Genomic DNA, 25376 nt, shown 5'->3' with positions numbered 1-25376 from the left:
CTAACCCAAGCGGTTCGAGCGGTCGGCATCGGCAAAGCCGGCCAGCGGGAGTGCCGCGTCGATGCCCTTGCCTAGCGCGATGGCCTTGAACAGCTCGCCCATTTCCGCTTCCGACAGCAGCTTCTGCACGGCATTGGCGGCCGGCAGAAACTGCATCGGATCGGAGGGGTCGAGCGTCATCAGCAGCTCACCCACGCCGGCGCTCAACAGGAAGCGCGCCTGGCTCGTGTAGCCGAGCAGTTCCAGCCCGGCTTCCTGCCCCGCCTGGGCGATCCCCGAAAAATCGACGTGCGCGGTGATGTCCTGCAGGCCTGGCAGCCAGAACGGATCGTCGTGCGCGTGCTGGCGGTAGTGGCACATGAGCGTGCCGTTGGCGCGCTGCGCGTGGTAGTACTCCGCAGCCGGGAAACCGTAGTCGATCAGCAGCAACAAGCCGCGCTCAAGGGCCGCGCCGGCGCTGCGGATGAAGCCCTCGGCGGCCTCGTGTGATTCGGTGATGAGATCGTCCGCGCCCGGCAGTGCGGCCAGCTTGGCGGGCACCTCCGACGTGTCAACAAGCCGGTCTTCCCATTGCAGGCCGTTGTCGACATCGAGCACCACGCCGCGCTGGTGCACACGCCGCCGCGGCGCGCCCAGAGCGACACGGGCATCGCATCGAGCACTTCGTTGCCAACCATCACGCCGGTGAACGGCGCGGGCAACGTGTCGTGCCACCGCGCGAGGGCGCCCAGCTCGGGGCCGAGCGCAGCCAGGCGTTCCTGTTGGCGCTGGCGCAGCTCGCCGGAGAGTTCGACGATGCCGTAGCTGTCGGGCCGCGCGCCCAGCGCATCCAATTCGGTGAGGATGTCGGCGGCCAGTTTGCCGGTGCCGGCGCCAAATTCCAGCACGTGGCGCTGGCCTTCGGGCAGTGCCTGCAGCACCTGCGCGATCTGGTGCGCCACGGTGCGCCCGAAGAACGGCGTCAGTTCGGGCGCGGTGATGAAGTCGCCGCCGTCTTCCACGCGGCGGCCGAATTTGGCCGCGCCGCCGCTGTAATAGCCGAGGCCGGGCGCGTAGAGCGCCAGTTCCATGTAGCGGTCGAACGGAAGCCAGCCGCCGGCGGCCGCAATGGCGTCGGCGATCATGGCGAACAGGTGCGCGGACTGCGCCTGCGCCGCCTCGTTGGGAAGCGGTAAACTCACGGTTTTGCTCATCGGCGAATTGTAAACAATGGCGCAGACGCCCAACCAGTCCACTGCGGAATCGACCGCAGAATCCGCTACTCAGCGGCGCATCGCCCTCGTCACCGGCGCAGGCCGCCGCGTGGGGCGCGTCATTGCCCTGGCGCTGGCCCGGCACGGCTGGGATGTGGCCGTGCATTGCCACCGCTCGCGCGCCGAGGCCGACGCCGTGGCCGCCGAGATCATCGCCATGGGCCGCCGCGCCGCCGTGCTGCAGGCCGATCTGTCGGACGAAGCCGCCGCTGGCCGCCTGATTGCCGATTGCAGCGCTGCACTGGGTACGCCCACCTGCCTGGTCAACAACGCGTCGCTGTTCCAGTACGACGTGGCGACCAGCTTCAGCTATGCGTCGCTCGATACGCACATGCGCACCAACGTGGCCGCGCCGCTGCTGCTGTCGCGCGAGCTGCACCGGGCGTTGACGGCCGATGGCGCCCAGGGCCACGGCGTCGTCATCAACCTGCTCGACCAGAAGCTCGACAATCTGAACCCGGATTTCCTCTCTTACACGCTGTCGAAAGCAGCGCTGTCGACGGCCACGATGCAGCTTGCGCAGGCCCTGGCACCCGCGCTGCGCGTGGTGGGCGTGGCGCCGGGCATCACGATGGTGTCGGGCGACCAGTCGCAGGGCGGGTTTGCACGCGCGCACCAGATGACGCCGCTGGGCCAGTCGTCCACGCCGGAAGATATTGCCGAGGCGGTGTGCTACCTCGCCACCGCCCGCGCCGTGACCGGCACCACGCTGTTCGTCGACGGAGGCCAGCATCTGATGCCGCTGGCCCGCGACGTGATGTTCCTGACTGAATAAACAACTCCTCCCCGGACGCCCCCATGCTTTCCCTGCTATCCCACCCGCGCCTGTCGCACTGCCGCCGCATGTTCCTGCGCAACTACGAAGTGCAGATCAACATCGGCGTGCATGAATTCGAGAAGAAGGGCGAGCAGCGCGTCCTGATCAACATCGAGCTGTACGTGCCGCTGGAGCATTCGTCGCCCACGGAAGACAAGCTGCATGAAGTGGTGGATTACGACTTCATGCGCGACACCGTGGCGCGGCGTATGGCGCAAGGTCATATTCACTTGCAGGAAACGCTGTGCGATGACGTGCTGACGGCGATGCTCAAGCATCCGCATGTGCTGGCTGCGCGGGTGTCGACGGAGAAGCCGGATGTGTATCCGGATTGCGAGTCGGTGGGGGTGGAGGTGTTCCGCATCAAGGACCAGGCCTGAGCGGCTGGTTTTGTTGTTGGTGGTGCGTTCTCTGTTTCATCCCCTGCCGGGGCTGAGTCACTTTCTTTGTCTTGCCAAAGAAAGTAACCAAAGAAAGGCGCGCCCGATGCGGCGAAAGACTCCTTGAATTTATGTCGCAAGGAGGGGAAGGGAAAACTCGCTGCGCTCAGACAGTTTCCCTTCCTTTTTCCTCCTTGCAACAGAAATTCAAGGCGCCGCATAGGGCAGGGTAGGGCCACACCGTCTGTGCGCGGGCGGTGGCGGTGCGCTTTTTCTTGATGGCGGTTCAAGCCGCTGTCGCGTATTCGCGGCGCTGGGCGTGCAATGCGCCTGCGACGCTGGCCAGCAGGTCCAGGGCCAGATGCGCTGTGATCCCGCCCTTGTCGTGGCGCGGGTTGTATTCCACCAGTTCGAATGCGGCGAAACGTGCATCGCGCGCGCAGGCGGCAAGTGCCTGGGCCATGCCGTGAGCGGTGAGGCCATCCGTTTCGGGCGTGCCGACGCCGGGTGCGACGGCGGGGTCGAAGGCATCCAGATCAAGCGTCACGCCAAAGGCCGCGGTGCCCGATTTGACCTGGCGGATGGCGCCAGCCATGACGGCGCGCAGGCCATTGCGTGCGACTTCGGCGGCGTCGATGACGCGCACGCCCAGCAGATCCAGCAACGCGCGTTCGGCGGGCTCGTAGCTGCGCGCGCCGATCACCACGATGTGTTCCGGCAACAGCTTCGGCGCGGCATCGCGGATCTGCGTGAGGGCCGCCGCGCCGTGGCCGAGCAGCGCCGCCAGCGGCATGCCGTGGATGGCGCCGGAATCGCTCGTCTGCGGGGTGTGGCTGTCGAGATGGGCGTCGATCCAAATGAGGCCTAGCGGACCCTTCGGCCGCAAGGCGTTCGCCACGCCGGACCACGTGCCGATGGCGCACGAGTGATCGCCGCCGATGACCACGGGCACATGTCCTTGGTGCACGCTGTGCGCCGTCGCATCCGCAAGCGCGCGCGAGAACCCGGCAACGCCCGGGAGCGCCGCCAGGCGTGCCGAGCGGTTGTGCCCGGCCGACGTCGCCAGTTCGATGTCGTGCACGAGCGCAGCGTGCGTGTCAGGCGTCTGCAATCGCGCCAGCGCGCCGGCTTCCAGCAGCGCACGCGGGCCGTCCTTGCAGCCGTCGTCTTGCGCGCCGCAGCCGATGGCCGCGCCGATCAGATCGATGATGGTCATGTCACTCCCCTTGCAAGTTCTTCCGTCACGCCACCTTGCGGCGCGGCCACCCTGCCAGCGTCCGGCGGATGGCCTCCAGCGCCAGTGCCAGTTCCGCCTCGCCAATCACCAGCGGCGGTGTCAGGCGCACCACGTTGCCGTTGGTGTCCTTGGTCAGCACGCCGCGCTCGGCCAGCGCGAAGGCGAAGTCGTGTGCGTCGATGTCGGCGTCGAGCTGCAGGCCGATCAACAAGCCGCGTCCGCGCACCTGCCGCACGCCGTGGCCGACCAGCGTTTTCAGTTCGTTGATGAACGCTGCGCCCACGCGCGCGGCACGCTGTGGCAGTTGTTCTTCCATCAGCAAGGCAAGTGCCGCCCGGCCGATGTGCGCTGCGAGCGGGTTGCCGCCAAACGTGGAGCCGTGGTCCCCCGGCCGAAACACGCCGATGACGGCCTCGCGCCCTGCGATGGCTGACACGGGCACCATGCCGCCGCCGAGCGCCTTGCCCAGCACCACCAAGTCGGCGTCAACGCCTTCATGCCAGCTCGCGAGCACATCGCCCGTGCGGCCGAGGCCTGTTTGCACCTCGTCGCAGATCAGCAGCACGTTGTGCCGGGTGGCGAGTTCGCGTGCGAGTTTCAAGTAGCCAGGAGGCGGTTCGACGATGCCGCCTTCGCCTTGCACAGGTTCCATGAGGATGGCGCCGGTGTTGGGCCCGATGGCCGCACGCAGCGCATCGGCGTCGCCAAACGGAATGCGTCGGAAGCCCCCGCGAACGGGCCGAATCCGTAGCGATATTGATCGTGCGAGGAGAACCCGACGATCGTCGTCGTGCGGCCGTGGAAATTGTTCTCGAAGACGATGATCTCGGCCGCCTCGGGCGCCAGGCCCTTCACGTCGCGTGCCCATTTGCGGGCCGCTTTGATGGCGGTTTCGACGGCCTCGGCGCCGGTGTTCATGGGCAGCGCGCGGTCCATGCGCGTGATGCGGCAGACGTCGGCCAGGAACGGGCCCAGTTCGACGTTGTGGAAGGCGCGCGATGTGAGCGTCAGGCGGCCGGCCTGTTCTATCAGCGCGGCAACGAGTTTCGGATGCGAATGCCCAAAGCTGACGGCCGAGTACGCCGACATCATGTCGAGGTAGCGCCGTCCGTCCGTATCGAAGAGCCACACGCCTTCGCCGCGTTCCAGCATGACCGGCAAGGGCGCGTAGTTGCGTGCGCCGTAACGGTCTTCCAATGCATAGCTCGGATGTTGCATTGCGGTCGTCATGATGGCCTCCTGCCTGGATCTGTCGTTCACTTGCGGCGGATTGTGCGATCTGACAGACTTGAAATCAAATCGAATGTTTTTCGTTTTTCGATCCAAAAATTTGATGAATTGACGCGCCATGTCGCACTCGCCGCTGCGTTATCTGCATAGCTTCCTGACCGTCGCCAACGAGGGCAGCTTCGTGCGTGCCGCAGACCGCATGGCCGTGTCGCAGCCAGCGCTGTCGTACCAGATGCGGCAGCTGGAGCAGTGGCTCGGCGTGCCTTTGTTCGAGCGCTCGGGGCGCAAGCTCGTGCTCACGCGCGCCGGCACGTCGGTGCGTGCGTGGTGCCGTGATGCGTTTGCCGGGCTGGATGAACTGCGCGCCGCCTTGCACAGCGGCGAGATGGAGCGCGTGTCGCTCAAGCTGGCGAGCGGCTCCAGCTTCGGGCGCTATGTGCTGATGCCGGCGCTCCTGACGCCGTCGCCCGAATCCGACGCGCCGCTTCTCGACGAGGTGCGCTTGGGCCTCGCCTTCGGCAGCGACGAGGAGGTCTTCGGCCATGTCGAATCCGGTCGCGCCGATCTCGGTTTCGTCTACACGCCGCGCACGTCTCGCCTGTTTGAGCACCACGCTGTCTATACCGAGGAATTTGTGCTCGCCTGCAGCGCCCGCGCACTGCGCGAGCACGCTGCGCCGCGCACGCTGGCTGATTGCGCGGCACTGCCCTTCGTCACCTACGACGAATCCGACGCGGTCTACGGGCTGTGGTTCAAGGCGCTGTTCCGGCGCATGCCCGAGACGACCGTCAGCGCGCATCACGTCTCCGACCTGGAAGAGGTGAGCACCTTGGTGGAGGCTGGCATGGGCTGGTCGGTGCTGCCGCTGCACGCCATCCAGGATGCAGTGGAGCGCGGGCGCTTGCACGTCGTGCGCCCGATCGTGGCGCGACGCTGCCTGAACACCGTGTTTGCCGTGCGTCGCACATCGAGTTTCCCGAGCGAAGCCCAAGACCGCTTGCTGGTGCGGCTGGCGCAGCTCGATGCGGCCGCGCGCGCTTAGCCGCGAAATCGTCCCCTTCCTGACCTGCACAGCGTCAATTTCCGCCTTGAAATTAATTAATTCGACAATTAATATTCGCGGCATGGCAACCCGTAAACCTCCCGCTCGCGGCCCCGGCCGCCCCCGCCGCCAGGATGGCGCAACGCAGGACGACCTCCGGGACCGCCTGCTCGACATTGCCGTCACATTGTTTGCGCGCGATGGCGTCGGCCCGACCACGCTTGCCGCCATCGCCCGCGAAGCCGGGGTGACGGCGCCGATGGTGCATTACCACTTCAAGACGCGCGATCAATTGCTCGACGCCGTGGTGGAAGGGCGCATCCGGCCGCTCGTCGATCAGGTGACGGGGCCGGCGCTGGCGATCATCGCCGACGACGCGCATCTGCCCGACCTTGCGCAGACGGTGGCAGGTGTTGCGCAGCGCATGGTCGCGGTAGCGACGGCCACGCCATGGTTTCCGACGCTGTGGATTCGCGAGATCGCCAGCGAGGGCGGGCAGTTGCGCGAGCGTGTGTTCGCACGCATCGCGCTGGAGCGCGCCACGCTGCTGGTCGACCGCATTGCGCGCGCGCAGGCCGCCGGCGCGGTGAACGCGTCTTTGCAGCCGCCGCTGGTGATGGTGTCGTTGATCGGCCTGGCGATGCTGCCGCTGGCGACGCGCGCGCTGTGGGGGCGCCTGCCGCTGGCGGATCGGGTCAGCGACGAGGACATCGGCCGGCACGTGGCCGCGTTGCTGCTGCATGGCATCGGCCCAGTCGCCACGCCCGAGCAGGCGGACGGGAAATCAGCCGAGCGGAAATCGAAATCGAAGCCCAAGTCCAAGCCAAAGAGCAAGGGGCGCGAGTAGGGCGTACACGGCAGGTCAATCGCATCAATCGCATCAATCGAATCCCGCGGAGGGCGGTATGCGGCAAGCGTTGTGCATCGGTAGGGCAGGGTCTTTGGCGGCGGTATCGGCCGCAGCCATCGTGCTGGCGGGCTGCGCCAAACACGACGACCGCACCTACCAGGGCTATGTGGAAGGCGAGTTCGTCTACGTGGCCTCGCCGGTGGGCGGGCGGCTCGAACATCTCGGCGTGCAGCGCGGGCAGACCGTCAACGCGGGTGCGCCGCTCTTCGTACTGGAATCGGTGGATGAGACGGCGGCCCGCCAGCAGGCTGTCGCGCAACTGCAAGGTGCCGAAGCGCAACTCGCCGATCTGAACGTCGGCAAGCGCGTGCCGGAAGTGGACGCGGTGCGCGCGCAACTGGCGCAGGCGGTGGCGGCGGACAAGCTTTCGTCGACGCAACTCGCGCGGGACGAAGCGCAGTTCCGCGCTGGGGGCATCGCGCAATCGCAGCTCGATGCAAGCCGCTCGACCGCGCAGACCAACGCGCAGCGCGTGCGTGAGTTGACCAACCAGCTGCGCATTGCCCAGCTGCCGGCGCGCAATGACCAGATTCGCGCGCAATCCGCGCAGGTGGAAGCCGCGCGTGCGGCGGTGGCGCAAGCGCAATGGCGGCTCGATCAGAAAGCGCAGAAGGCTACGCATGGCGGTCTCGTGTTCGACACGCTGTATCGCGAAGGCGAATGGGTCGGCGCCGGCAGCCCCGTGGTGCGGATGCTGCCGCCGGCCAACGTGAAAGTGCGGTTCTTCGTGCCGCAAGGCGTGGTCGGCGCGCTCAAGCCCGGGCAAGCCGCGCGCCTGCACTGCGATGGCTGCGCGGCGGATATCAACGCCACCGTCACCTACATCGCCACCGAAGCCGAATACACGCCGCCCGTCATCTACAGCAACGCGACGCGCGACAAGCTGGTCTTCATGGTGGAGGCGCGGCCCGCTGCGGCCGACGGTCCGAAACTACGCCCGGGCCAGCCCGTGGAGGTCACGCTGCCATGAGCGCTGCCAGCCACGACGGTCAACCGCACACACGCAACGGCGACTACGCCATCGACGTGCATGGCCTGAACAAGCACTTTGGCGACAAGCACGTTGTGAAAGACCTCTCAATGCAGGTCGCGCGCGGCGAGATCTTCGGCTTTCTCGGCCCCAACGGCAGCGGCAAGACCACGTCGATCCGGATGATGTGCGGGCTGCTGACGCCCGACAGCGGCAGCGGTTCGTGCCTCGGTTACGACATCCTCAAGGAGTCTGCGCAGATCAAGCGGCGCGTCGGCTACATGACGCAGCGGTTCTCGTATTGGGATGATCTTTCGATTCGCGAGAACCTGGATTTCGTGGCGCGCCTGTACGAGATGCCCAATCGGCGAGAGGTGGTCGACCACGCGCTGGAGCATCTCGGGCTGGCCTCGCGCGCCAGGCAACTGGCGGGCTCGCTGTCCGGCGGCTGGAAGCAACGCCTGGCGCTGGCCGCGTGCATGCTCCACAAGCCTGAGCTGCTGCTGCTCGATGAACCCACCGCCGGCGTCGACCCGAAAGCGCGGCGCGACTTCTGGGAAGAACTGCACCGGCTGGCGGCGGAAGGCATCTCGGTGCTCGTCAGCACGCACTACATGGACGAAGCCGAGCGCTGCCACAAGCTCGCCTACATCGCGTATGGCGAACTGCTCGCGCACGGCACCGCCGATGAGGTGATCGCCGCACAGCATCTGTCGACATGGTCGGTTTCGGGCGGCAATCTGGTGGAACTGGGCCGCAAGCTGGAAGGGCAGCCCGGCGTGGATCAGACCGTCGCGTTTGGGTCTGTGCTGCATGTGACCGGCGCGGACGCGCAAGCGCTGGAGGGCACGCTGCGCAAGCTCGCCGGAGAATCCGGCACGCGCGCCGAGCCGATCGACACCGGCCTCGAAGACGTCTTCATCCACATGATGAAGCGCTCCTCCGACAACTACGGGGCGCAGCCATGAAGCCGGACGGCAATCGCTTTTCCCTCGTGCGCTGGTGGAGCGTGGTGCTCAAGGAATTCCTGCAACTGCGCCGCGACCGCGTGACGTTCGCGATGATGATCGGCATTCCGATCATGCAGCTGTTTCTGTTCGGCTTTGCCATCAACGCCGATCCGAAGCATCTGCTGACCGGCGTGATTGCCGCAGACCAGAGCGAGTTCACGCGCAGCTTCCTGGCCAGCATGCGCAACTCCGACTACTTCGACTTGGCGACGACCCTGCCCGACGAAACCGCCGGGCGCGAGGCGTTGGCCAAGGGGCAACTTCAGTTTGTCGTAACGATCCCGCCGGACTTCACGCGCAGGCTCTTGCGCGGCGAGAAGCCCTCCCTGCTCGTGGAAGCCGATGCTACCGACCCTGCTGCTACCGGCTTGGCTGTGGCTTCGCTCTCGCAACTCGTGCAGGGCGTCGTCAGCAAGGACATGAAGGGTGCGCTGTCGCCGCTGGCAGGAGGTGCGGGCGCGGGCCCGAGCGGTGCCGCGCCGCCATTCGATGTGCGCATCCACAAGCTCTACAACCCGGAAGGCATCACGCAGTACAACATCATCCCCGGCCTGATGGGCACCATCCTGACGATGACCATGGTGATGATGACGGGCCTGGCGATGACGCGCGAGCGCGAGCGCGGCACGATGGAAAACCTGCTCGCCACGCCGGTGCATCCGCTGGAGGTGATGACGGGCAAGATCGTGCCGTACATCTTCATCGGGCTGGTGCAGGTGACGATCATTCTGCTGATGGCGTTCTTCGTTTTCCACGTGCCGTTTGTCGGCAGCGTGTGGATGGTCTACGTGTCGGCGCTGCTGTTTATCGTGGCGAGCCTGACGGTAGGGATCACGCTGTCGTCGCTGGCGCAGAACCAGCTGCAGGCGACGCAGCTGACGTTCTTCTACTTCCTGCCGAACATCTTGCTCTCGGGCTTCATGTTTCCGTTCGTGGGCATGCCCAAGTGGGCGCAGGTGATCGGCAACCTGCTGCCCATGACGTACTTCAACCGGCTGACGCGCGGCATTTTGCTCAAGGGCAATGGATGGTTTGAGCTGTGGCCGAGCATCTGGCCGCTGATGGTGTTTACGGTGGTGGTGTTGGGGGTGGCGTTGCGGTTTTATCGCAGGACGTTGGATTGAGGTGGCTATGTGGATGCTGTGGATTCGACGTGCTGAGGCTGGTGGTGCATCTCTCGTTTCGTCCCCTGCCGGGGCCGACTTACTTTCTTTGTCTTGCCAAAGAAAGGTAAGCAAAGAAAGGCGCGCCCGAGATGGCGAATTCCCCTTGAGTTTATGTCGCAGAGAGGGGAAGGGAAAAACTCGCTTCTCTCAAACAGTTTCCCTTCCTACTTCCTCTCTGCAACAGAAATTCAAGGCGCCATCTAGGGCAGGGTACGGCCACACCATCTGGTCCCGTTTGCTGACGTTGGGGCGTGCGTTGGCGGCTGGCGAATGTGCGGCGGGGGTCGTGTTGATCGCCGCACTGGCTGTGAGTGGCTGTGCCGTCGGTCCCGATTTCAAAGCGCCCGCGGGGCCTGCGGCTACCGGCTATTCCGCGCAGCCTGTTCCGCGCGAAACCGCATCCGCGCCCGTTGTTGGCGGCGAAGCGCAGCATCTTGTCGATGCCAACGTGCCGGCCGATTGGTGGCACCTGTTCCGATCGCCGGCGCTGGATGCGTTGGTGGACGAGGCGTTGCGCGCGAGTCCGTCGGTCATGCAGGCAGAGGCACGCTTGCGTCAGGCGCAGGCCGAAGCGCAGGCGCAGTTCGGTTATGCGTTGCCGTCGGTGGATGGCACCGTGTCGGCGGTGCGTCAGCAGATTAACCCGGAGGCATTCGGGTTCAACACGCCCAAGCCGGGGCCGTTCACGTTGTATTCGGCGTCGCTGTCGGTGTCGTATGCGCTGGATATTTTTGGCGGCGTGCGCAGGGCGCTGGAGGCATCGCAAGCGCAGGTCGATACGCAGCGTTATGAACTGGAGGCGGCACGCCTATCTCTGGCGGGCAATGTGGTGACGACCGTGGTGCGGATTGCCGCGCTGGATGCGCAGATCGCGACCACGCAGCGATTGGCGGCCGAGCAGCGCAAGCAGTTGGAGATCACCGAGCGGAGGTTGAGCGTGGGCGGCGTCGCGCAGGTCGATGCGTTCTCGCAGCGCACGCTCGTCGCGCAGACCGACGCGACGCTGCCGCCGCTCGTGCAACAGGCCGCGCAGCAGCGGCATCGTCTATCGGTATTGCTCGGCCGTGAGCCCGGCGCTGGGTTGCCGGACTTGCCATCGCTCGACACGCTGCATTTGCCCGACCCGCTGCCGGTGTCGCTGCCATCCACGCTCGCGCAGCGCCGCCCCGACATCCGCGCTGCCGAAGCGATGTGGCACGAAGCCAGCGCCAACGTGGGCGTGGCCACGGCCAACCTGTTCCCGCGCATCACGTTGTCCGCAGGCCTGGGTTCGGAAACCACCAGCTTCCGCAACCTCCTCGGCGCCGGGTCGAGCATCTGGAACCTCGGCGCCGGGTTCACGCAGCCGATCTTCCACGGCGGCACCCTGCGCGCCAAAAGCGCGAAGCCGAAGCCGCCTACGACGCTGCCGGCGCCGCCTACAAGCAAGCCGTATTGCAAGGCCTGCAAGAAGTGGCCGACGCCCTGCACGCCGTCAACAACGACGCCCAAACGCTGCAGGCCCGAGCGCAGGCAACCGACCAGGCGCAACAGACCCTGCGCGCCGCCCAAGCCCGCCACGCCGCCGGCGGCATCAGCACGCTAACGTTGCTGGACGCCCAGCGCCAGGTCGACCAAGCCACGCTGCAACAGGTGCAGAGCCAAGCCGACAGGTTGCTAGACTCCGCCGCGCTCATGCAGGCATTGGGTGGCGGTTGGCAATAAACCCACGACAAAGGGAAACCCAATCGACAACGCAAGCCTTCAGCCGGTGTGGCCGTACCCTGCCCTAGATGGCGCCTTGAATTTCTGTGAGCGGGCGGAAAAAGGAAGGAGGCCTGTTTGAGCGCAGCGAGTTTGCCTCCTTCCCCGCACGGTCACAGAAATTCAAGGGGAAGTCGCCATCTCGGGCGCGCCTTTTTTGCTTACTTTCTTTGGCAAGACAAAGAAAGTGAGTCGCCACCGGCAGGGGGTGAAACAAGGGCGAACCCAAAGCGCAAAAAACAAACAGTCAGCCAGCCGCCGCCCGCAACAACCGCTGCTGATAAGCCTGCAAATGCGCAAACGCCACCCGCAGCAGCGACACATCAACGCCCAACGCCCGCCCACGGCGCAACATGTCCCCCACGATGTGATCCGCCTCCACCCGCGCACCACTCTCCAGATCCCGCAGCATCGATGCCGTCAGCGGCGACCCAGCCTGCGTCAGCACGTTCAGCGCACGCTCGCGCGCCGCCTGCCGATTCGGATACCCCGACGCTGCCGCCACGCGCTCGCACGCGTTGAACATCGCCTCGTTCAGCGCCGCGCCCTCATCCGTGGCAACAATCTCGCCCACCGTCGCCCGCATCAGGCACGTCATTGCCGCCAGCGAAGTGAGGAACGTGAATTTCTCCCACATGTCCTGCATGACGTTCTCGGCCAGCACGGAATCAAAGTTGGCCGTGGCAAACACATCGCGAATCGCCTCGGTGCGCTCGCGGGGCGCATGCGGCGTGCGCTCCCCAAAGGTGATCGAATGCGCGGCGGGGCCCTGGCCGTTGCTCAGGTGCAGCACCGCGCCATCCGGCGCACTTGTCGCACTGATGTGGCACAGCCCACCGAGCACCCGCGATTCACCAAACGCCGCATCGAGCCGTTCCAGATGCGCGAGCCCGTTGAGCACCGGCAGCACCACCGTGCGCTCACCCACCACGGGGCGGATGGCCGTGATGGCGTCTTCCAGGTCGTAGGCCTTGCAGCTCAGCAGCACCAGGTCGGCACGGCCCCAAGCCGCCGCCTGGTCTGCGGTGACGGTCTGCACGGGCAATTGCGCGTCGCCGTGCGGGCTGCGGATCACCAGACCGTGTTCGCGCAACCGCGCCGCCCGCGCGGGGCGCACCAGGAACGTCACGTCTGCGCCCGCCTGGGCGAGCCGCCCACCGAAATAACCGCCGGTGCCACCGGCGCCAAGCACCAGAATCCGCATTGCTGTCCTCATGGGGTTCGTTTCCATCGAGCCAAAGATAGGCAAACGATTCTAGGCCTGTTCGCGCCACCCTGCAGGCGGCGCCCCGCGCGCGCTAAAATGCTGATTTTCCTCACAATTTGACGCCCGTCCGGCCATTATTCAGCGCTGGCGGGGTCGATATGCCATGACGTTTTCCAATAATTTCCACCGCCTCGAAACCCGTCTGCAGTCGCAGGTTGGCCGCGCCATCGGCGACTTCAAGATGATCGAAGACGGCGACACCATCCTCGTGTGCCTGTCTGGCGGCAAGGATTCGTACACGATGCTGTCCGTGCTGATGGCGCTGCAGAAGCGCGCGCCGGTCGACTTCAAGCTGATTGCGATGAACCTCGACCAGAAGCAGCCCGGCTTTCCGGAAGAGGTGCTGCCCAACTACCTGAAGAAGCTGGGCGTGGAATATGTGATCGTCGAGGCGGACACCTATTCGATCGTCAAGGAGAAGGTGCCCGAGGGCAAGACGACGTGCTCGCTGTGCTCGCGCCTGCGCCGCGGCGTGATCTACCGCACGGCCAAGGAGCTGGGCGCCAACAAGATCGCGCTGGGCCATCACCGCGACGACATCGTCAACACCTTCTTCCTGAACATGTTCTTCGGCGGCAAGATGAAGTCGATGCCGCCCAAGCTGGCCACCGACAACGGCGACCACATCGTCATCCGGCCGCTCGCCTATTGCGCGGAAAAGGACATCGCTTCCTACGCCCGCGCGATGGAATTCCCGATCATCCCGTGCAACCTCTGCGGCTCGCAGGAAAACCTGCAGCGCAAGAAGGTCAAGGAGATGCTGCTGGAGTGGGAGCGCCAGACGCCGGGCCGCATCGACAACATCTTCGCTTCGCTGCAGAACGTCGTGCCGTCGCACCTGGCCGATACCGATCTGTTCGACTTCAACGGCCTGACCACCGGCCTGGCGAAGATCGGCGAAGACGCGCTGTTCGGCCAGACCGCCTATGACCAAGCCCCGCTGGTGTTTGCCGGCTCGCACGACGACCGCATCGAGTTCGTGCGGTTTGAGCGCAAACCGGGCGACAAGCCCGCCGAGCAGGCCGTGTCCGGGGAGGCCGCGGCAAGCTGAGCGCGGCGCGCTTCACACAGGTGACACACGCGGCGCACATGCGCTGCGTGCGCTCCGCCATCCGCCTGACCGGCCGGCGGCCTAACCGTCTCGGTAATGGCGCGATTGCAACAATTCCACCGTTTGACCGGTTCAGGGGGAGGGTGGGCCCCATGCTAGAATTTTTCCATCTGTGTCTTATACGCCGCAAAAGCGCCCCGCAGAAGGGTTTGCAGGCGGTCCGGCCATCCTGAGGGGAGGTGGCGGGCGGTGGGTTTCAGGCAGCCAATCCCGGTGCCGGCAACCCGTCGCAGGCTATCGCTTCGAGTCACTCTAGGAACCTCCTTGTGAATATCGTCATCCTGGCGGCAGGCATGGGCAAACGCATGCGCTCCGCCCTGCCGAAAGTGCTGCACCCCCTGGCCGGCAAATCGCTGCTGGCGCACGTCATTGAAACCGCGCGCACCCTGTCGCCGACGCGGCTGGTGGTCGTCGTTGGTCATGGCGGCGATCGGGTGCGCGAGATGGTTGGCGCGCCCGACATCGCTTTCGCCACGCAAGACAAGCAACTTGGCACCGGCCACGCCGTCATGCAGGCCGTGGACCAGCTCGACGAGAGCGTGCCCACCCTGGTGCTCTACGGCGATGTGCCGCTCACCCGCGCTGAAACGCTGAGCGCGCTGGTGGGCGCCGCCGGCAACGATCACCTGGGCGTGCTGACCGTGCACCTGGGCGACCCGACCGGCTACGGCCGCATCGTGCGCGACGCCGCCGGCCGCATCACGCGCATCGTCGAGCAGAAAGACGCCAACGAAACGCAACTCGCCATCCATGAGGTGAACACCGGCATCCTGGTGTGCCCGACGGCCAAGCTCAAGAGCTGGCTTGCCACGCTCTCCAACGACAACGCGCAGGGCGAGTACTACCTGACCGACGTGATCGAGCGCGCCGCCAGCGAAGGCGTGCCCATCACGTCCGCCCATCCGCTGGCCGAGTGGGAAACGCTGGGCGTGAACAGCAAGGTGCAGTTGGCGGAGCTGGAGCGCATTCACCAGCGCAACATCGCGCAGCAACTGCTGGAAGACGGCGTGACGCTCGTCGACCCGGCGCGCATCGACGTGCGCGGCAAGCTCACCTGCGGCCGCGACGTGGTGATCGACGTCAACTGCATCTTCGAGGGCGACGTCACGCTGGCTGACGGCGTGCGCATCGGCGCCAATGCGGTGATCCGCGATGCCGCCATCGAGGCCGGCGCCGAGATTCTGCCGTTCTGCCACATCGAGCGCGCCAAGGTTGGCGCGGACTCGCGCATCGGCCCGTATGCGCGGCTGCGCCCGGGCACCGAGCTGGCCGAAGACGTGCACATCGGCAACTTTGTCGAGGTCAAGAACAGCCAGATCGCGGCGCACAGCAAGGCCAACCACCTGGCCTACGTGGGCGACGCCACGGTCGGCTCGCGCGTCAACATCGGCGCGGGCACCATCACGTGCAACTACGACGGTGCGAACAAATTCCGCACCGTCATCGAAGACGACGCCTTCATCGGTTCCGACACGCAGCTCGTGGCGCCGGTGCGCGTGGGCAAGGGCGCGACGCTGGGCGCCGGCACCACGCTGACCAAGGATGCGCCCGACGGCAAGCTGACGGTCTCGCGCGCACGGCAGGTCACCATCGACAGCTGGCAACGCCCGGTCAAGCAGAAGAAGGAAGGTTGACTGGTTTTCTCCTGCGCCGAACAGCGGATGCCGCTTCGGCACACGAGCATCGATACTGAATTACCGAGTGCGGCGCACATTGAACGTGCGGCCGCACCCCAACTGGAGAAATCAACATGTGCGGTATCGTTGGCGCGGTTTCCACGCGCAATATCGTTCCCGTCCTGATCGAAGGCCTGCGCCGCCTGGAATACCGCGGCTACGACTCCTGCGGCGTCGCCGTACAGCGTGACGGACAGCTCGAGCGCGCGCGCACCGTGTCGCGCGTGGCCGATCTCGATGCCCAGGCACAGACCAGCCACCTCGATGGCGCCATCGGCATCGCGCACACCCGCTGGGCCACGCATGGCCGGCCGGATACCGTCAACGCGCACCCGCACTTCTCGGGCGACACCATCGCCCTGGTGCACAACGGCATCATCGAAAACTACGAAGCGCTGCGCGAAGAACTCAAAGCCGTCGGCTACGGCTTTGAATCGCAGACGGATACGGAAGTCGTCGCGCACCTGATCCACCAGGCCTACACGTACCCCAGCAGCGCCACGCGCGGCGACCTGTTCGCCTCGGTGCGTGCCTCGGTCAAGCGCCTGCACGGCGCCTATGCGATTGCCGTGTTTGCACGCGACAACCCCGACGTGGTGGTGGGCGCGCGCGCCGGCTCGCCGCTGGTGGTGGCGATCGGCGAGAACGAATCGTTCCTCGCCTCCGACGCGCTGGCCGTGGCCGGCACCGCGAGCCGCATGGCCTACCTGGAAGAAGGCGACGTGGTGGAACTCACCCGCGACGGCTTCACCGTGGCCGATGCAAACGACAAGATCGTCGAGCGTGAAGTGAAGGAAGTCGGCACCTACGCTGCTGCTGTGGAACTCGGCCCCTTCCGCCACTTCATGCAGAAGGAAATCTTCGAGCAGCCGCGCGCCCTGGGCGACACGCTCGAAGGCGTGCAAGGCTTTGCGCCTGACCTGTTTGGCCCCGAAGCAGCCCAGGTGCTGCCCAAGGTCGACAGCGTGCTGATCCTGGCGTGCGGCACGAGCTACTACTCGGGCTGCACGGCCAAGTACTGGCTTGAATCGATCGCCAAGATCCCGACGCAGGTCGAGGTTGCCAGCGAATACCGTTACCGCGAGACGGTGCCCAACCCGAACGCGCTGGTCGTCGTGATCTCGCAATCGGGCGAAACCGCCGACACGCTGGCCGCACTGCGCCACGCACGCGAACTGGGCCACACGCATACGCTCGCTATCTGCAACGTGGCGACCAGCGCCATGGTTCGCGAGACGCAGCTCAAGTTCCTCACGCGCGCCGGCACCGAGATCGGCGTGGCGTCCACCAAGGCATTCACCACGCAGCTGGCCGCGCTGTACATGCTGGCGCTGACGTTCGCCAAGCTGCGCGGTCATCTGAACGCCGAGCAGGAAGAAGATGCACTGCGCCATCTGCGCCACCTCCCGTCGGCGCTGAACGCGGTGCTGGCGCTCGAGCCGCAGATCATCGCGTGGTCGGACGAATTTGCCCGCCGCGAAAACGCGCTGTTCCTCGGCCGCGGTCTGCATTACCCGATCGCCCTGGAGGGCGCGCTCAAGCTCAAGGAAATCTCGTACATCCACGCAGAGGCCTACCCGGCCGGCGAACTCAAGCACGGCCCGCTGGCCCTGGTGACCGAGCAGATGCCGGTCGTGACCGTCGCCCCGAACGACGCGCTGCTCGAAAAGCTCAAGTCGAACATCCAGGAAGTGCGCGCGCGCGGCGGCAAGCTGTACGTGTTTGCCGACGCCGATACGCATATTCAGTCGAGCGACGGCATCCAAGTAATCCGCATGCCGGAGCACTACGGCCAGCTCTCGCCGATCCTGCACGTGGTGCCGCTGCAGCTGCTGGCGTATCACACGGCGCTGGCGCGCGGCACCGACGTCGACAAGCCGCGCAACCTGGCGAAATCGGTGACTGTCGAGTAAGTTTCGGCAGGCGCAGAAACAGAAATGATCATTTACAAATATGTTGGCCCCAGCGCAAATATGTTTGGGTTCTGAAAAATATGTTTGTCCTGGGGCGTTTCGGCCCAGAGTTCCACATGAGGTGGTCGACGTTTGGTACCAGCCGTTGAGGTAGTTGAGGCAGCATACGATTGCTTTGATGGCCGGGGCGAGCAGCTCGACGCCGCTGCGTTGCTCGCACAGGCCTATCGCGAACCGCTAGCTTTGTGTGCCCCGCCTATCCCAGGGGAAAGCTTGATTTCCCAGGTTGGGCGGTATCACGTTACCAGTGGAAACCTAACTACGCGGGATACGTACGCAGAGCTCTTCCGGCGTTTGCCGTTCCAACTCACAGCCTGGGTTCCGTCATATGTTGGAGCCCTAGGTGATCGTTTTTTCACACGACCAAGTCAGACGATTCAGTGCCTCCTGCGAGAGAGCACCATGTTTCCGCTATTGGAAATGTTTACTGGCGCTGAGTTCGCTGCGCGGGACGAGCAAAGCCATATCGACGCGGTGCTCCAGGGGCTTCCAAAACACACAGCCGGCGCATTTAATCGGACGCGTCTTTGCCCTCAATGTCTGACGGAAAATGAAGACAGGTACGGCACGCCAGCTATTCTGAATGCACATCAGATACCCGGCGTTTCCGTATGCTTCCGCCATGGCATTCCACTCTTAGAGCAATGCCCCACATGTCGGTGCCCCTTTGAGCGAAAGGCAGACTTGGTATTGACCCCGTGGCGGGGCTGTTCTGCTTGTGGAAGAAAGCCGACTGACCAACAAGTCGAGGGGCTCCTCGCGGACGAGGGCGACCACGCTATCGCCTTCGCTCGCTTTGCTGCTCAGTTGTTGATATCAGGCCTCCGCGGCGCCTCGCGTGAGGGAATTGTCCAACTTTACCGGGCCGGCATCCACGAGCTAGGGGTGACGCATAGAGGCGCAGTCAATCGAAAAGAGTTGATTCGGCAGATTGTGGATCGATATGGCGAGAAGTTCGTCAAACGAGTTGATCCCGCGTTTCGCACTGATCGACTCTCAGCATGGCTTCATATCCTGATCGAGAGCGCGACATGGGAGGTCCACCTCGGCAGGCATTTGCTACTTTCGTTCTTCCTCTACGAGGAGGCCGAACGATTTCTAACTCGGTACCGTGAGATTGCACTGCATCCCCGTGCGCGATTGACTAAGCGCCTTGCTCGAACGGAGGTTCCCGACCAGCCGCCGCTATCAGGCGACCTAATTGGGCAAGTTGTCGCAGCTTCAAAAGCAATTCCGAACTGCGATCTCGATACGCTGTGGCGAGAGCACTACGGCCTGATGAAGCGTCTTGTTCGGCAGAATCCCGGTGCGCTCGATGACCTGCGGAAGGAGCTGGAGCGTGGCAGCCAGCGAGACTACAAGTCCTCAGGGGACACCACACCCAACTCACATCCAAACGACGCATTCTGGGCAAAGGAACTCATGCAATTCGCGCCTCGTTTCTACAACGGAGCCGAGTATCCCGAGCGAGGCACTCGACAACTGTTGCTGAGGCGAATTGGCTGGAAACACAATCCCACTTCAGATCTGCCGAGATTCCCTCTGTTGAGAAGGAGCTGGCGGCTGCGTGTGAATCGCCCTGGCATTTCTATATTCGTAGAATCCTATGGGCTTTGACTCAGCCGTCCGCTCGCGCGTGGTCAAGGAGCAAGGTTTGCAAGATATCCGGGGTGGAGGTGCGCAAGGGGCAGGTTCTAATGGACTACTGTGCGCTAAAAGTTGTTCCAGAAGTAGCCGGCCCGTCAGACGTGATGCGGATACTTCGGGATTGGCAGATCGGTTTGAGCTGGGAGGGGCCATGCCCAGAGCGCGTCTTTTCTAGTGTGGGACGCGGTTACCAACGTCGTACACACGGTGACGGCTAGGGATGCCCGCGAGACGGCGCAGCCGTGACGGCGGAGGCGAGATTCCTTCCTCATTGGTTAGCTGTTGGTTCCACCATTCCAAGCGTCTAGCTTGAAACTCGGGAACGGACTCAAGCACGTCCTCAAGGAGGATGTTGCAGATTGGCAGCTTGGCACGATGCTTTTCCAGCCAGGACACATGGCCAGTACGTCGTCCCAACTCACGCAGCGTAATTCTGACCGGCGCCTCTTCGGAGACACGTATCGCTTGCACCGTCGATCGAATGGCTTTCGCTAAGTGAGCATCCCGCATATTCCAGTCGACACAGCTCTTCGGCGCTCTTGTTGCGGGAGGCAAATCCAGCAAGCGCTCAATAAGCCACGCATGATCATTCCGGTACAGCCACATGTAGCAAGCCGGTATTCGCCGGCGTAGCTCGCTTGGTGAAGGAATGGGGTGGTTCTCGAGCGCAGCGATCATGCAATGCCTACTTTCATCGCGTCGCAAAGACCGCTGAACCTTCCTGCGAACGCGTTGAAGGTCGCAATCTTCGGCGAGGACGCGACTGGCCGTAGATACGGATATTCCCAGTCGATGTGCGGTCTCAGCCAACGGGGTACCTTTGCGGAGCAATAGTCTTATTGCGTCGCGCTGAGCAGCAAAGACCCGCTTACTGCGCCGAGCAACCCTAACGCCGTGGCGGTGGGCGATCGTGAGGATTGTATGGATACCGACACTCAACTCATGAGCGGTATGGCGTGCGGAATATCCTTCGCTTTCCATAAGCCGGAGCGCATCGGCTACTACGGAAGAATCATTGAGGGCCGCCGGCTGGCGCCATACCCCAGATGGTGCACTCGTGGATACTCTTTCGTAAAGAAACGCATTAACCGATGGAGCGAGCGATCCGATCAGTAAGAGATGCTTCAGCGGGTGATGTATCGCGCGTTGCTTCCGGACGAGGGTGGTCAACCAACTGTGGTCATCACGAATCGAAGCGAATAGAGTGGCAAACGGCTCGGTACCGGAAACTGGTTCCCAGTAATTCATAACGTGCCGCTGTAATGCTACGATACATACTCTCTTTCCAGATGTGAGCAGGCCGTAGTTGCCCAGCCAAACGAGGTATCGCTCACGTAGGGCAAGTGCCTGCAGTGCAGTTTCTGAGGGCGAGTTCAGTAGTTCAGTGCCAAGCGAGGCCAGACGAACTAGCTGGGCTTTGGTGGCCTCTGGCAGGTCATGTGCCGGACGATTGAACGGAACCAGTCGCTCGTCAGGCAGAAATAGCGTGTGGCGATGAATGTGCTGCGACAGGTGATGGCATTCATTCAACGCTAGTACATGATTCGGGCACATCAGTACCCCGGGCAGTTGGTGTATTCGGTGCCAGGTCGCTACCCCTAGGTTTGCGAGATCTGCTTCGGCACAGCCGTCACAGTATCGCAGCGTACTTGCGCCACCGAGTCGGCTGCTGATGAGCCCGAGCGAGAGTTTCAAGCCAGTTGCGGCTGTCAGCCACATTGATGACTGCACGGCTCCGTAGCGATCGACTGGAACAAACAATCTCCAGTAGGGAAGGACGGTATGCCGGTCGACTATCGAGGAATATGGCGAACGATCAGCCATGCCCAGGTAGTCGAACAGCCGCCCGAGATGGCCTGGCAGTAGACTGGCAGGAATAACGCGATCCGACCCGAACAGCTCGAGCAGGGAGTCGTTTGACGAACGATTGCCACTTAGACGGTGCTGTCGCGCCGCGATGCCGAATACCGTTTCGTCGGGCGCAGTCATGATGTCGAGAGACCGCATTGAACTACTCCGGGTCAGCAGACGGAAGCGCTTCCCCAAACAGTGTTATGTCTGCGATAGCTCCGGCTCGCTTTAGGGTCCCATATACATCATCGGACTGTGCGGCGCTCCGAAGGTCGTTCTCATGAAGTTCTGGCTGTGGGCGTCGCTTTCCACTCTTGCGGGTATCTTCCGGCGAAATAGGTGTAGCCATCTCGTGGCTCCGTACTCCCATCAACTCGTCAAGGCGTGCATCGATATTCGCTGCTAGCGAAGTGGCTGTCGCACGCTCGATCACACTACGACTGGGTGGAAGGAGATCCTCAAACTTTGTCAGCGACTCGTCCGTATTGCTACGCAACGCATCTATCGCCGGATGCAGTAGCACGAGCTGCTCGTTGTATGTGGCACGGACGCATTCGACCGTCAGCGTTTCTGAACCGTCGAGCATGGCGCGTTGCTGCGCTAGCTTGAACAAGATAACTAGGATGTCCGTGATACCTTGCGTGAGATCGTAGAAGGTGTAGAACAACTCTTCATCGAGTTCCGTTGGTTTTTGCGTCCACTGATACGTCCACAAGCGCCTGACGAACTTGACCCAGTCGGCATCGTCATGCGAACTTGGGACCTCAATATCTATCAGACCACTTTCCGACGCGCGGCGAGCATCTTTCAATTCGCGCTTAAAGAGTCGTATAGCCTTGTAGGTACCGACAAGGACAGTCGGTACCTTCAATTGCTCACGTAAGTCCTGAATGAAATCAAGCAACGGTGCAGCGCCTTGTGTTTTGGCGAGATCCAATCGTTGGATTTCATCAATGACAAGCAGTCCCAAAAAATAGGTTGCCGAGTGCTGACGCATCATGCCCTCAAGCTCATCACGAGTGAGCTTGCTGCGCGAGTACATGCGTTCGTACTTATCTATAGCAAGCGCATGATCTAGTTGTCGTGCGAACTCTCTGCAGAAGCTTGAAATCGATCCATTCTCGGGGCAGGTCACTTTCAGCCAAACGATCTGCGTAATTGGAAGGCGCGATCCGTGATAGAGCTCGTGGCGGACGACTTGATCGGGGTAAGTGCGTAGCACTGCGTCGATCGCAGTGGTCTTCCCAATTCCACTAAGACCGACGATGGTGGCCTTCGAGTCAGCAGCCATGAGTTGGTCCGATGAACTCGATATTCTTGAACGGCCTTCGGTATGAGTGTTGGCGTGGTAAACGCGGCGCCAAGTATCCGCTTGCAAAGGGTTACGCATGACGTACCCAGCCCGGATGAGTCGCGATACCGTTCGCTCGATTTCATAGTACTTTGGTCGCGGCACCACAACGTGCTTCAAGCGTGCGAGCAGGTGCCAGCGCTGTTCTGCCGGAAGCTGCCGCTCAGCAGGGTCAAATTTCGGACGGACGAGCATTGCAACGGTTGCATCCCGCTCCGAATAGATGTCCGGAAGTGCTGCGATCAGCGGGTTGTTGCGATACTCCTCAATCGCCTGTTCACGGTAAGTCGCGAGGGTGCCAGCAAGGTGACTCATGATTCCACCGTCCAAATGTCGTCCAGCGGATCGGCGCCGCGCCGGGCGTTCTTGATGGGGACCACATTGGCCGGCTTTCGTCGAGCATCGAGCGCCGTTTGCCGTGAGAGTATTTCCTCTCGCGTCCTGTCGATACGCTGTCCTGATTTTTCGAAGGCACGGTTCCCGCCAATGTTGCGCAGGGCCTCGGACTTTGTCATGCCCTTACGCGCCGCACTGGCCTCCTGTTTTGCGTTCGAAACAATCTCCTCGCATTCCGCGCTGTATTGCGCATTCCGTGAGCGCGTGTCATTTGCCTTGCGCTCCGAGGCAGCATTCAGCAACTTGATTCGGTCCCAAAGCTCTTCGATACGAGCAATTTTGAACTGCTCTTCGCGATCGACGAGGTAGCAAGCTTCCCACTCTCCTTCTTCTTCATTTCGAATCCAGATCGTCGATGGCGCGTACGGCAGGTGTCGAACTTCCACGTGACCGTATCGTCCCCTTATACGTACGCGCGCGAACTGCTCTTCGCGCTCCAAGCGAGCATTCGTATAGTGTCGGGATTCGAAGCGAAGTCCATTCGGCCGAACCGACGCGGTTCCTTTGGGTAGCAGATTTGTCCAAACCTCGTGGCGACTCCGTATGTTGGCGCCACCAGTCAGGTTCGATAGCCCCCAGTTCCACACTGCCGTCGGTGTGGCGTCAGTGAGGTTCTGGCCAAGCATTGCTTCCGGCAAACGGCCGGCGTTGTAATTGGAGTGATTGAACCGGATAAATCGGCGAATCAGAATGCTGGTGAGTTCGGGAAGATTTAGGCAAGCATCCATTGCATATCCGCGCTTCTTAACCTCTCTCTCCCTCGCATTGATGGCTCCTGGCAGAAAATTAACTTGCTCAAGATTTGTCAGGCGGAACTGTTGCTCGACGTTCGGCTTCCAGTCGCCTCGTTGCACTGCGGCGTTTTGCGGGCAAATGCCGAGGGTGCCCGAAAGATCGTCGGCTGCCAGGCCGCACAGCTCTCCGTTGTCTCCCAACAGATATCGTGGCAGATGGTGGCAGGGCCACATTTCCTGCGTGATCTCAACACCGAAGTCCTTGCAGAAGGTGACCTTGTCAGTGAACGCGTTAAAGAGGGCTAGGCGGGCACCTTCCCAGCTCGGTCCCTCAAGGCCAAGATAGAACCCGACGACCATTCCGGAGAAGACATCAACAACGACGTATAGAACAGGGCGGCCGATTATCCAGGCACGGTTGAACACAGAAACGAGATAGATGTCCATCAGAGTGGCGTCGATCTCAAACCGTGCACACGGTCCGAAAACGTGCCGCCGCGATGAACCCATCACACCACGCATGCGGAGATTCCAGGTGGACGTGTCAACATTGCGTTTGGTGATAGATAGGTCCAGATTCAGCTCTTCAATAACGCGGTTGAACTGCCGATACGATGGCGCTTGATGAGGAGCGGGTTCGATTGGTACAGAGATACTGCCTTGTTGAACGTAGCCGGCACTGAAGTACTTCGTTTTGGTGTCGCGCCACGCCTTCATGCGCGATGTACCCCTTATAGAACTGAGTAATGCCGGCGACAATCCGTTCCCGGACATCGGCCACGGCAACACCGAGAAGGCTTGCATCGTCGGTTGACAGCAATCGATCGGGGCGCCGTCCACGTTTTGCAGATCCTGCTTTCTGCTTGCGTTCTTGTCGCGTTCCCTGTGGTCCGCAGAGATCATAGAAAGGGATGAGTGCAGCCTTGCTGTTCCCGTGCGCCCAGTAGCGATAGAGTGGTCGCCGTACCGATTTTGCGGCAATGCCAAGTTGCCTTGCCCGCAGGCTGATAATGCGACCACGAGCTTCGTCGTCAAAAATGTCCGGGATGTATTGCTCATCGACCAACGGAGCGATGATCGACCATAACCGGTCTCGCATCTCGACATACCTGGCGGGGATGGCGTCTAGGTCTCTCAATGCAAATGGGCGTGGCCGCATCTGCACAATAGCCAACAGCCCTGAATCCAAGGCCTCTTTGATCTTGCCGTAACAGAATGCGCGAGGCTGCTTGAGCTTCGGTTCGATGCCGATCATGACGATGAGATCGGCCGGTGCATCCAGCCAGAGTATTCTTTGAGGATGCGTGAACCTAGGAGAGCCAATGCTTGGGGTTGAAACTAAGACTTGGTTAAGCGCTAAGCTTTGTGGTGTCGCCATCATCTATCTCCGAGGCAAAGTGGCGCACATGACGCACGATGACGGGATGACGTGGTCCGATGTCTGCGGTCATATCGATCTCGATGAGATGTTGCCAAACGCAGTGACGAAACAGTCGGTCGGCGTCATGCCGGGTGAGCTGCAGTTCGTTCGCTGTTGCCTCAAGCAACACCTGCAGCGGGATATCTTTCATCCAGCGATGCTGTACGAACCGTAAGAATCGGGGGATGAGGG

At 62.8% G+C, this 25376-nt stretch carries 18 protein-coding genes and 3 pseudogenes; 12 read left to right on the top strand and 9 right to left on the bottom strand.

Features of this window, described 5'->3' with window-relative positions; translation table 11 throughout:
* A pseudogene (locus tag OWR21_RS00520) lies at positions 1-1193 on the bottom strand (class I SAM-dependent methyltransferase).
* 16 nt (positions 1194-1209) lie between these two features.
* Here OWR21_RS00520 and OWR21_RS00515 point away from each other — a divergent pair.
* Positions 1210-2028, top strand: coding sequence for an SDR family oxidoreductase (locus tag OWR21_RS00515; protein ID WP_147215915.1), 819 nt, complete (start codon positions 1210-1212; stop codon positions 2026-2028).
* A gap of 23 nt (positions 2029-2051) precedes the next feature.
* Entirely contained in the window at positions 2052-2450 is a 399-nt protein-coding gene (locus OWR21_RS00510) for a dihydroneopterin aldolase (RefSeq protein WP_252692014.1), read from the top strand.
* Positions 2451-2736: 286 nt separating this feature from the next.
* Here the strand turns inward: OWR21_RS00510 and OWR21_RS00505 are convergent, their stop codons facing one another.
* Together OWR21_RS00505 and rocD are read right to left on the bottom strand one after the other, a co-directional pair.
* On the bottom strand, positions 2737-3666 hold the full coding sequence (locus OWR21_RS00505) for an arginase (protein WP_332394332.1): 930 nt from the start codon (positions 3664-3666) through the stop codon (positions 2737-2739).
* A gap of 25 nt (positions 3667-3691) precedes the next feature.
* Positions 3692-4917 (bottom strand): annotated as a pseudogene (gene rocD, locus OWR21_RS00500) (ornithine--oxo-acid transaminase).
* Positions 4918-5035: 118 nt separating this feature from the next.
* On the opposite strand from rocD, the gene OWR21_RS00495 reads away from it, so the two are divergent.
* From OWR21_RS00495 to OWR21_RS00470, 6 genes and pseudogenes are all read left to right on the top strand, one after another.
* Positions 5036-5959 carry a LysR family transcriptional regulator gene (locus OWR21_RS00495; RefSeq protein ID WP_332394331.1) on the top strand — a complete coding sequence of 308 codons (924 nt, stop codon included), beginning with the start codon at positions 5036-5038 and terminating at the stop codon, positions 5957-5959.
* An 82-nt stretch (positions 5960-6041) separates the two neighbouring features.
* Positions 6042-6806, top strand: coding sequence for a TetR/AcrR family transcriptional regulator (locus OWR21_RS00490; protein WP_147218646.1), 765 nt, complete (start codon positions 6042-6044; stop codon positions 6804-6806).
* A gap of 58 nt (positions 6807-6864) precedes the next feature.
* Positions 6865-7839: an HlyD family secretion protein gene (locus OWR21_RS00485; protein ID WP_332394329.1), complete on the top strand. Its 975-nt coding sequence runs from the start codon at positions 6865-6867 to the stop codon at positions 7837-7839.
* Positions 7836-8807, top strand: a complete 972-nt coding sequence (locus OWR21_RS00480) for an ABC transporter ATP-binding protein (protein ID WP_147218642.1) — start codon at positions 7836-7838, stop codon at positions 8805-8807. Before OWR21_RS00485 ends, OWR21_RS00480 begins: the two co-directional genes overlap by 4 nt.
* Positions 8804-9973 carry an ABC transporter permease gene (locus OWR21_RS00475; RefSeq protein ID WP_147218640.1) on the top strand — a complete coding sequence of 390 codons (1170 nt, stop codon included), beginning with the start codon at positions 8804-8806 and terminating at the stop codon, positions 9971-9973. The genes OWR21_RS00480 and OWR21_RS00475 overlap by 4 nt, the downstream gene beginning before the upstream one ends.
* Before the next feature lie 7 nt (positions 9974-9980).
* A pseudogene (locus OWR21_RS00470) lies at positions 9981-11719 on the top strand (efflux transporter outer membrane subunit).
* 286 nt (positions 11720-12005) lie between these two features.
* Here the strand turns inward: OWR21_RS00470 and panE are convergent.
* The gene (gene panE, locus OWR21_RS00465) at positions 12006-12962 is read right to left on the bottom strand and encodes a 2-dehydropantoate 2-reductase (RefSeq protein WP_332394326.1); all 957 of its coding nucleotides are present in this window, start codon (positions 12960-12962) and stop codon (positions 12006-12008) included.
* 166 nt (positions 12963-13128) lie between these two features.
* Here panE and ttcA point away from each other — a divergent pair, with 166 nt between their 5' ends.
* The 4 genes from ttcA to OWR21_RS00445 all read left to right on the top strand — a co-directional run bounded on the left by ttcA (position 13129) and on the right by OWR21_RS00445 (position 19402).
* Positions 13129-14076, top strand: a complete 948-nt coding sequence (gene ttcA, locus OWR21_RS00460) for a tRNA 2-thiocytidine(32) synthetase TtcA (protein ID WP_147218976.1) — start codon at positions 13129-13131, stop codon at positions 14074-14076.
* Positions 14077-14402: 326 nt separating this feature from the next.
* The gene (gene glmU / locus OWR21_RS00455; RefSeq protein WP_316883449.1) at positions 14403-15770 is read left to right on the top strand and encodes a bifunctional UDP-N-acetylglucosamine diphosphorylase/glucosamine-1-phosphate N-acetyltransferase GlmU; all 1368 of its coding nucleotides are present in this window, start codon (positions 14403-14405) and stop codon (positions 15768-15770) included.
* Positions 15771-15886: 116 nt separating this feature from the next.
* Complete coding sequence (glmS, locus tag OWR21_RS00450; protein ID WP_027678560.1) at positions 15887-17725, top strand: glutamine--fructose-6-phosphate transaminase (isomerizing); 1839 nt, start codon at positions 15887-15889, stop codon at positions 17723-17725.
* 132 nt (positions 17726-17857) lie between these two features.
* A complete protein-coding gene (locus OWR21_RS00445; RefSeq protein WP_332394324.1) occupies positions 17858-19402 on the top strand; it encodes a TnsD family Tn7-like transposition protein in 1545 nt (514 codons plus the stop codon).
* Between the two features lie 201 nt (positions 19403-19603).
* Here OWR21_RS00445 and OWR21_RS00440 read toward each other — a convergent pair whose 3' ends face one another.
* The 5 genes from OWR21_RS00440 to OWR21_RS00420 all read right to left on the bottom strand — a co-directional run bounded on the left by OWR21_RS00440 (position 19604) and on the right by OWR21_RS00420 (position 25335).
* Entirely contained in the window at positions 19604-21439 is a 1836-nt protein-coding gene (locus OWR21_RS00440) for a TnsD family Tn7-like transposition protein (protein ID WP_332394323.1), read from the bottom strand.
* 4 nt (positions 21440-21443) lie between these two features.
* The gene (locus tag OWR21_RS00435) at positions 21444-22949 is read right to left on the bottom strand and encodes an ATP-binding protein (RefSeq protein WP_051530832.1); all 1506 of its coding nucleotides are present in this window, start codon (positions 22947-22949) and stop codon (positions 21444-21446) included.
* Positions 22946-24211: a Mu transposase C-terminal domain-containing protein gene (locus OWR21_RS00430; protein ID WP_332394320.1), complete on the bottom strand. Its 1266-nt coding sequence runs from the start codon at positions 24209-24211 to the stop codon at positions 22946-22948. The genes OWR21_RS00435 and OWR21_RS00430 overlap by 4 nt, the downstream gene beginning before the upstream one ends.
* A 139-nt stretch (positions 24212-24350) precedes the next feature.
* Positions 24351-25019 (bottom strand): hypothetical protein, encoded by a 669-nt coding sequence (locus tag OWR21_RS00425; protein WP_332394319.1) that lies wholly within the window; start codon positions 25017-25019, stop codon positions 24351-24353.
* Between the two features lie 94 nt (positions 25020-25113).
* Positions 25114-25335 (bottom strand): hypothetical protein, encoded by a 222-nt coding sequence (locus OWR21_RS00420; RefSeq protein ID WP_332394318.1) that lies wholly within the window; start codon positions 25333-25335, stop codon positions 25114-25116.
* Positions 25336-25376 lie beyond the last annotated feature (41 nt).

It is taken from the genome of Ralstonia sp. 1B3, assembly GCF_036631435.1.
Note: the sequence above shows the minus strand (reverse complement) of the source record. Positions and strands in the feature narration are given on the sequence as shown.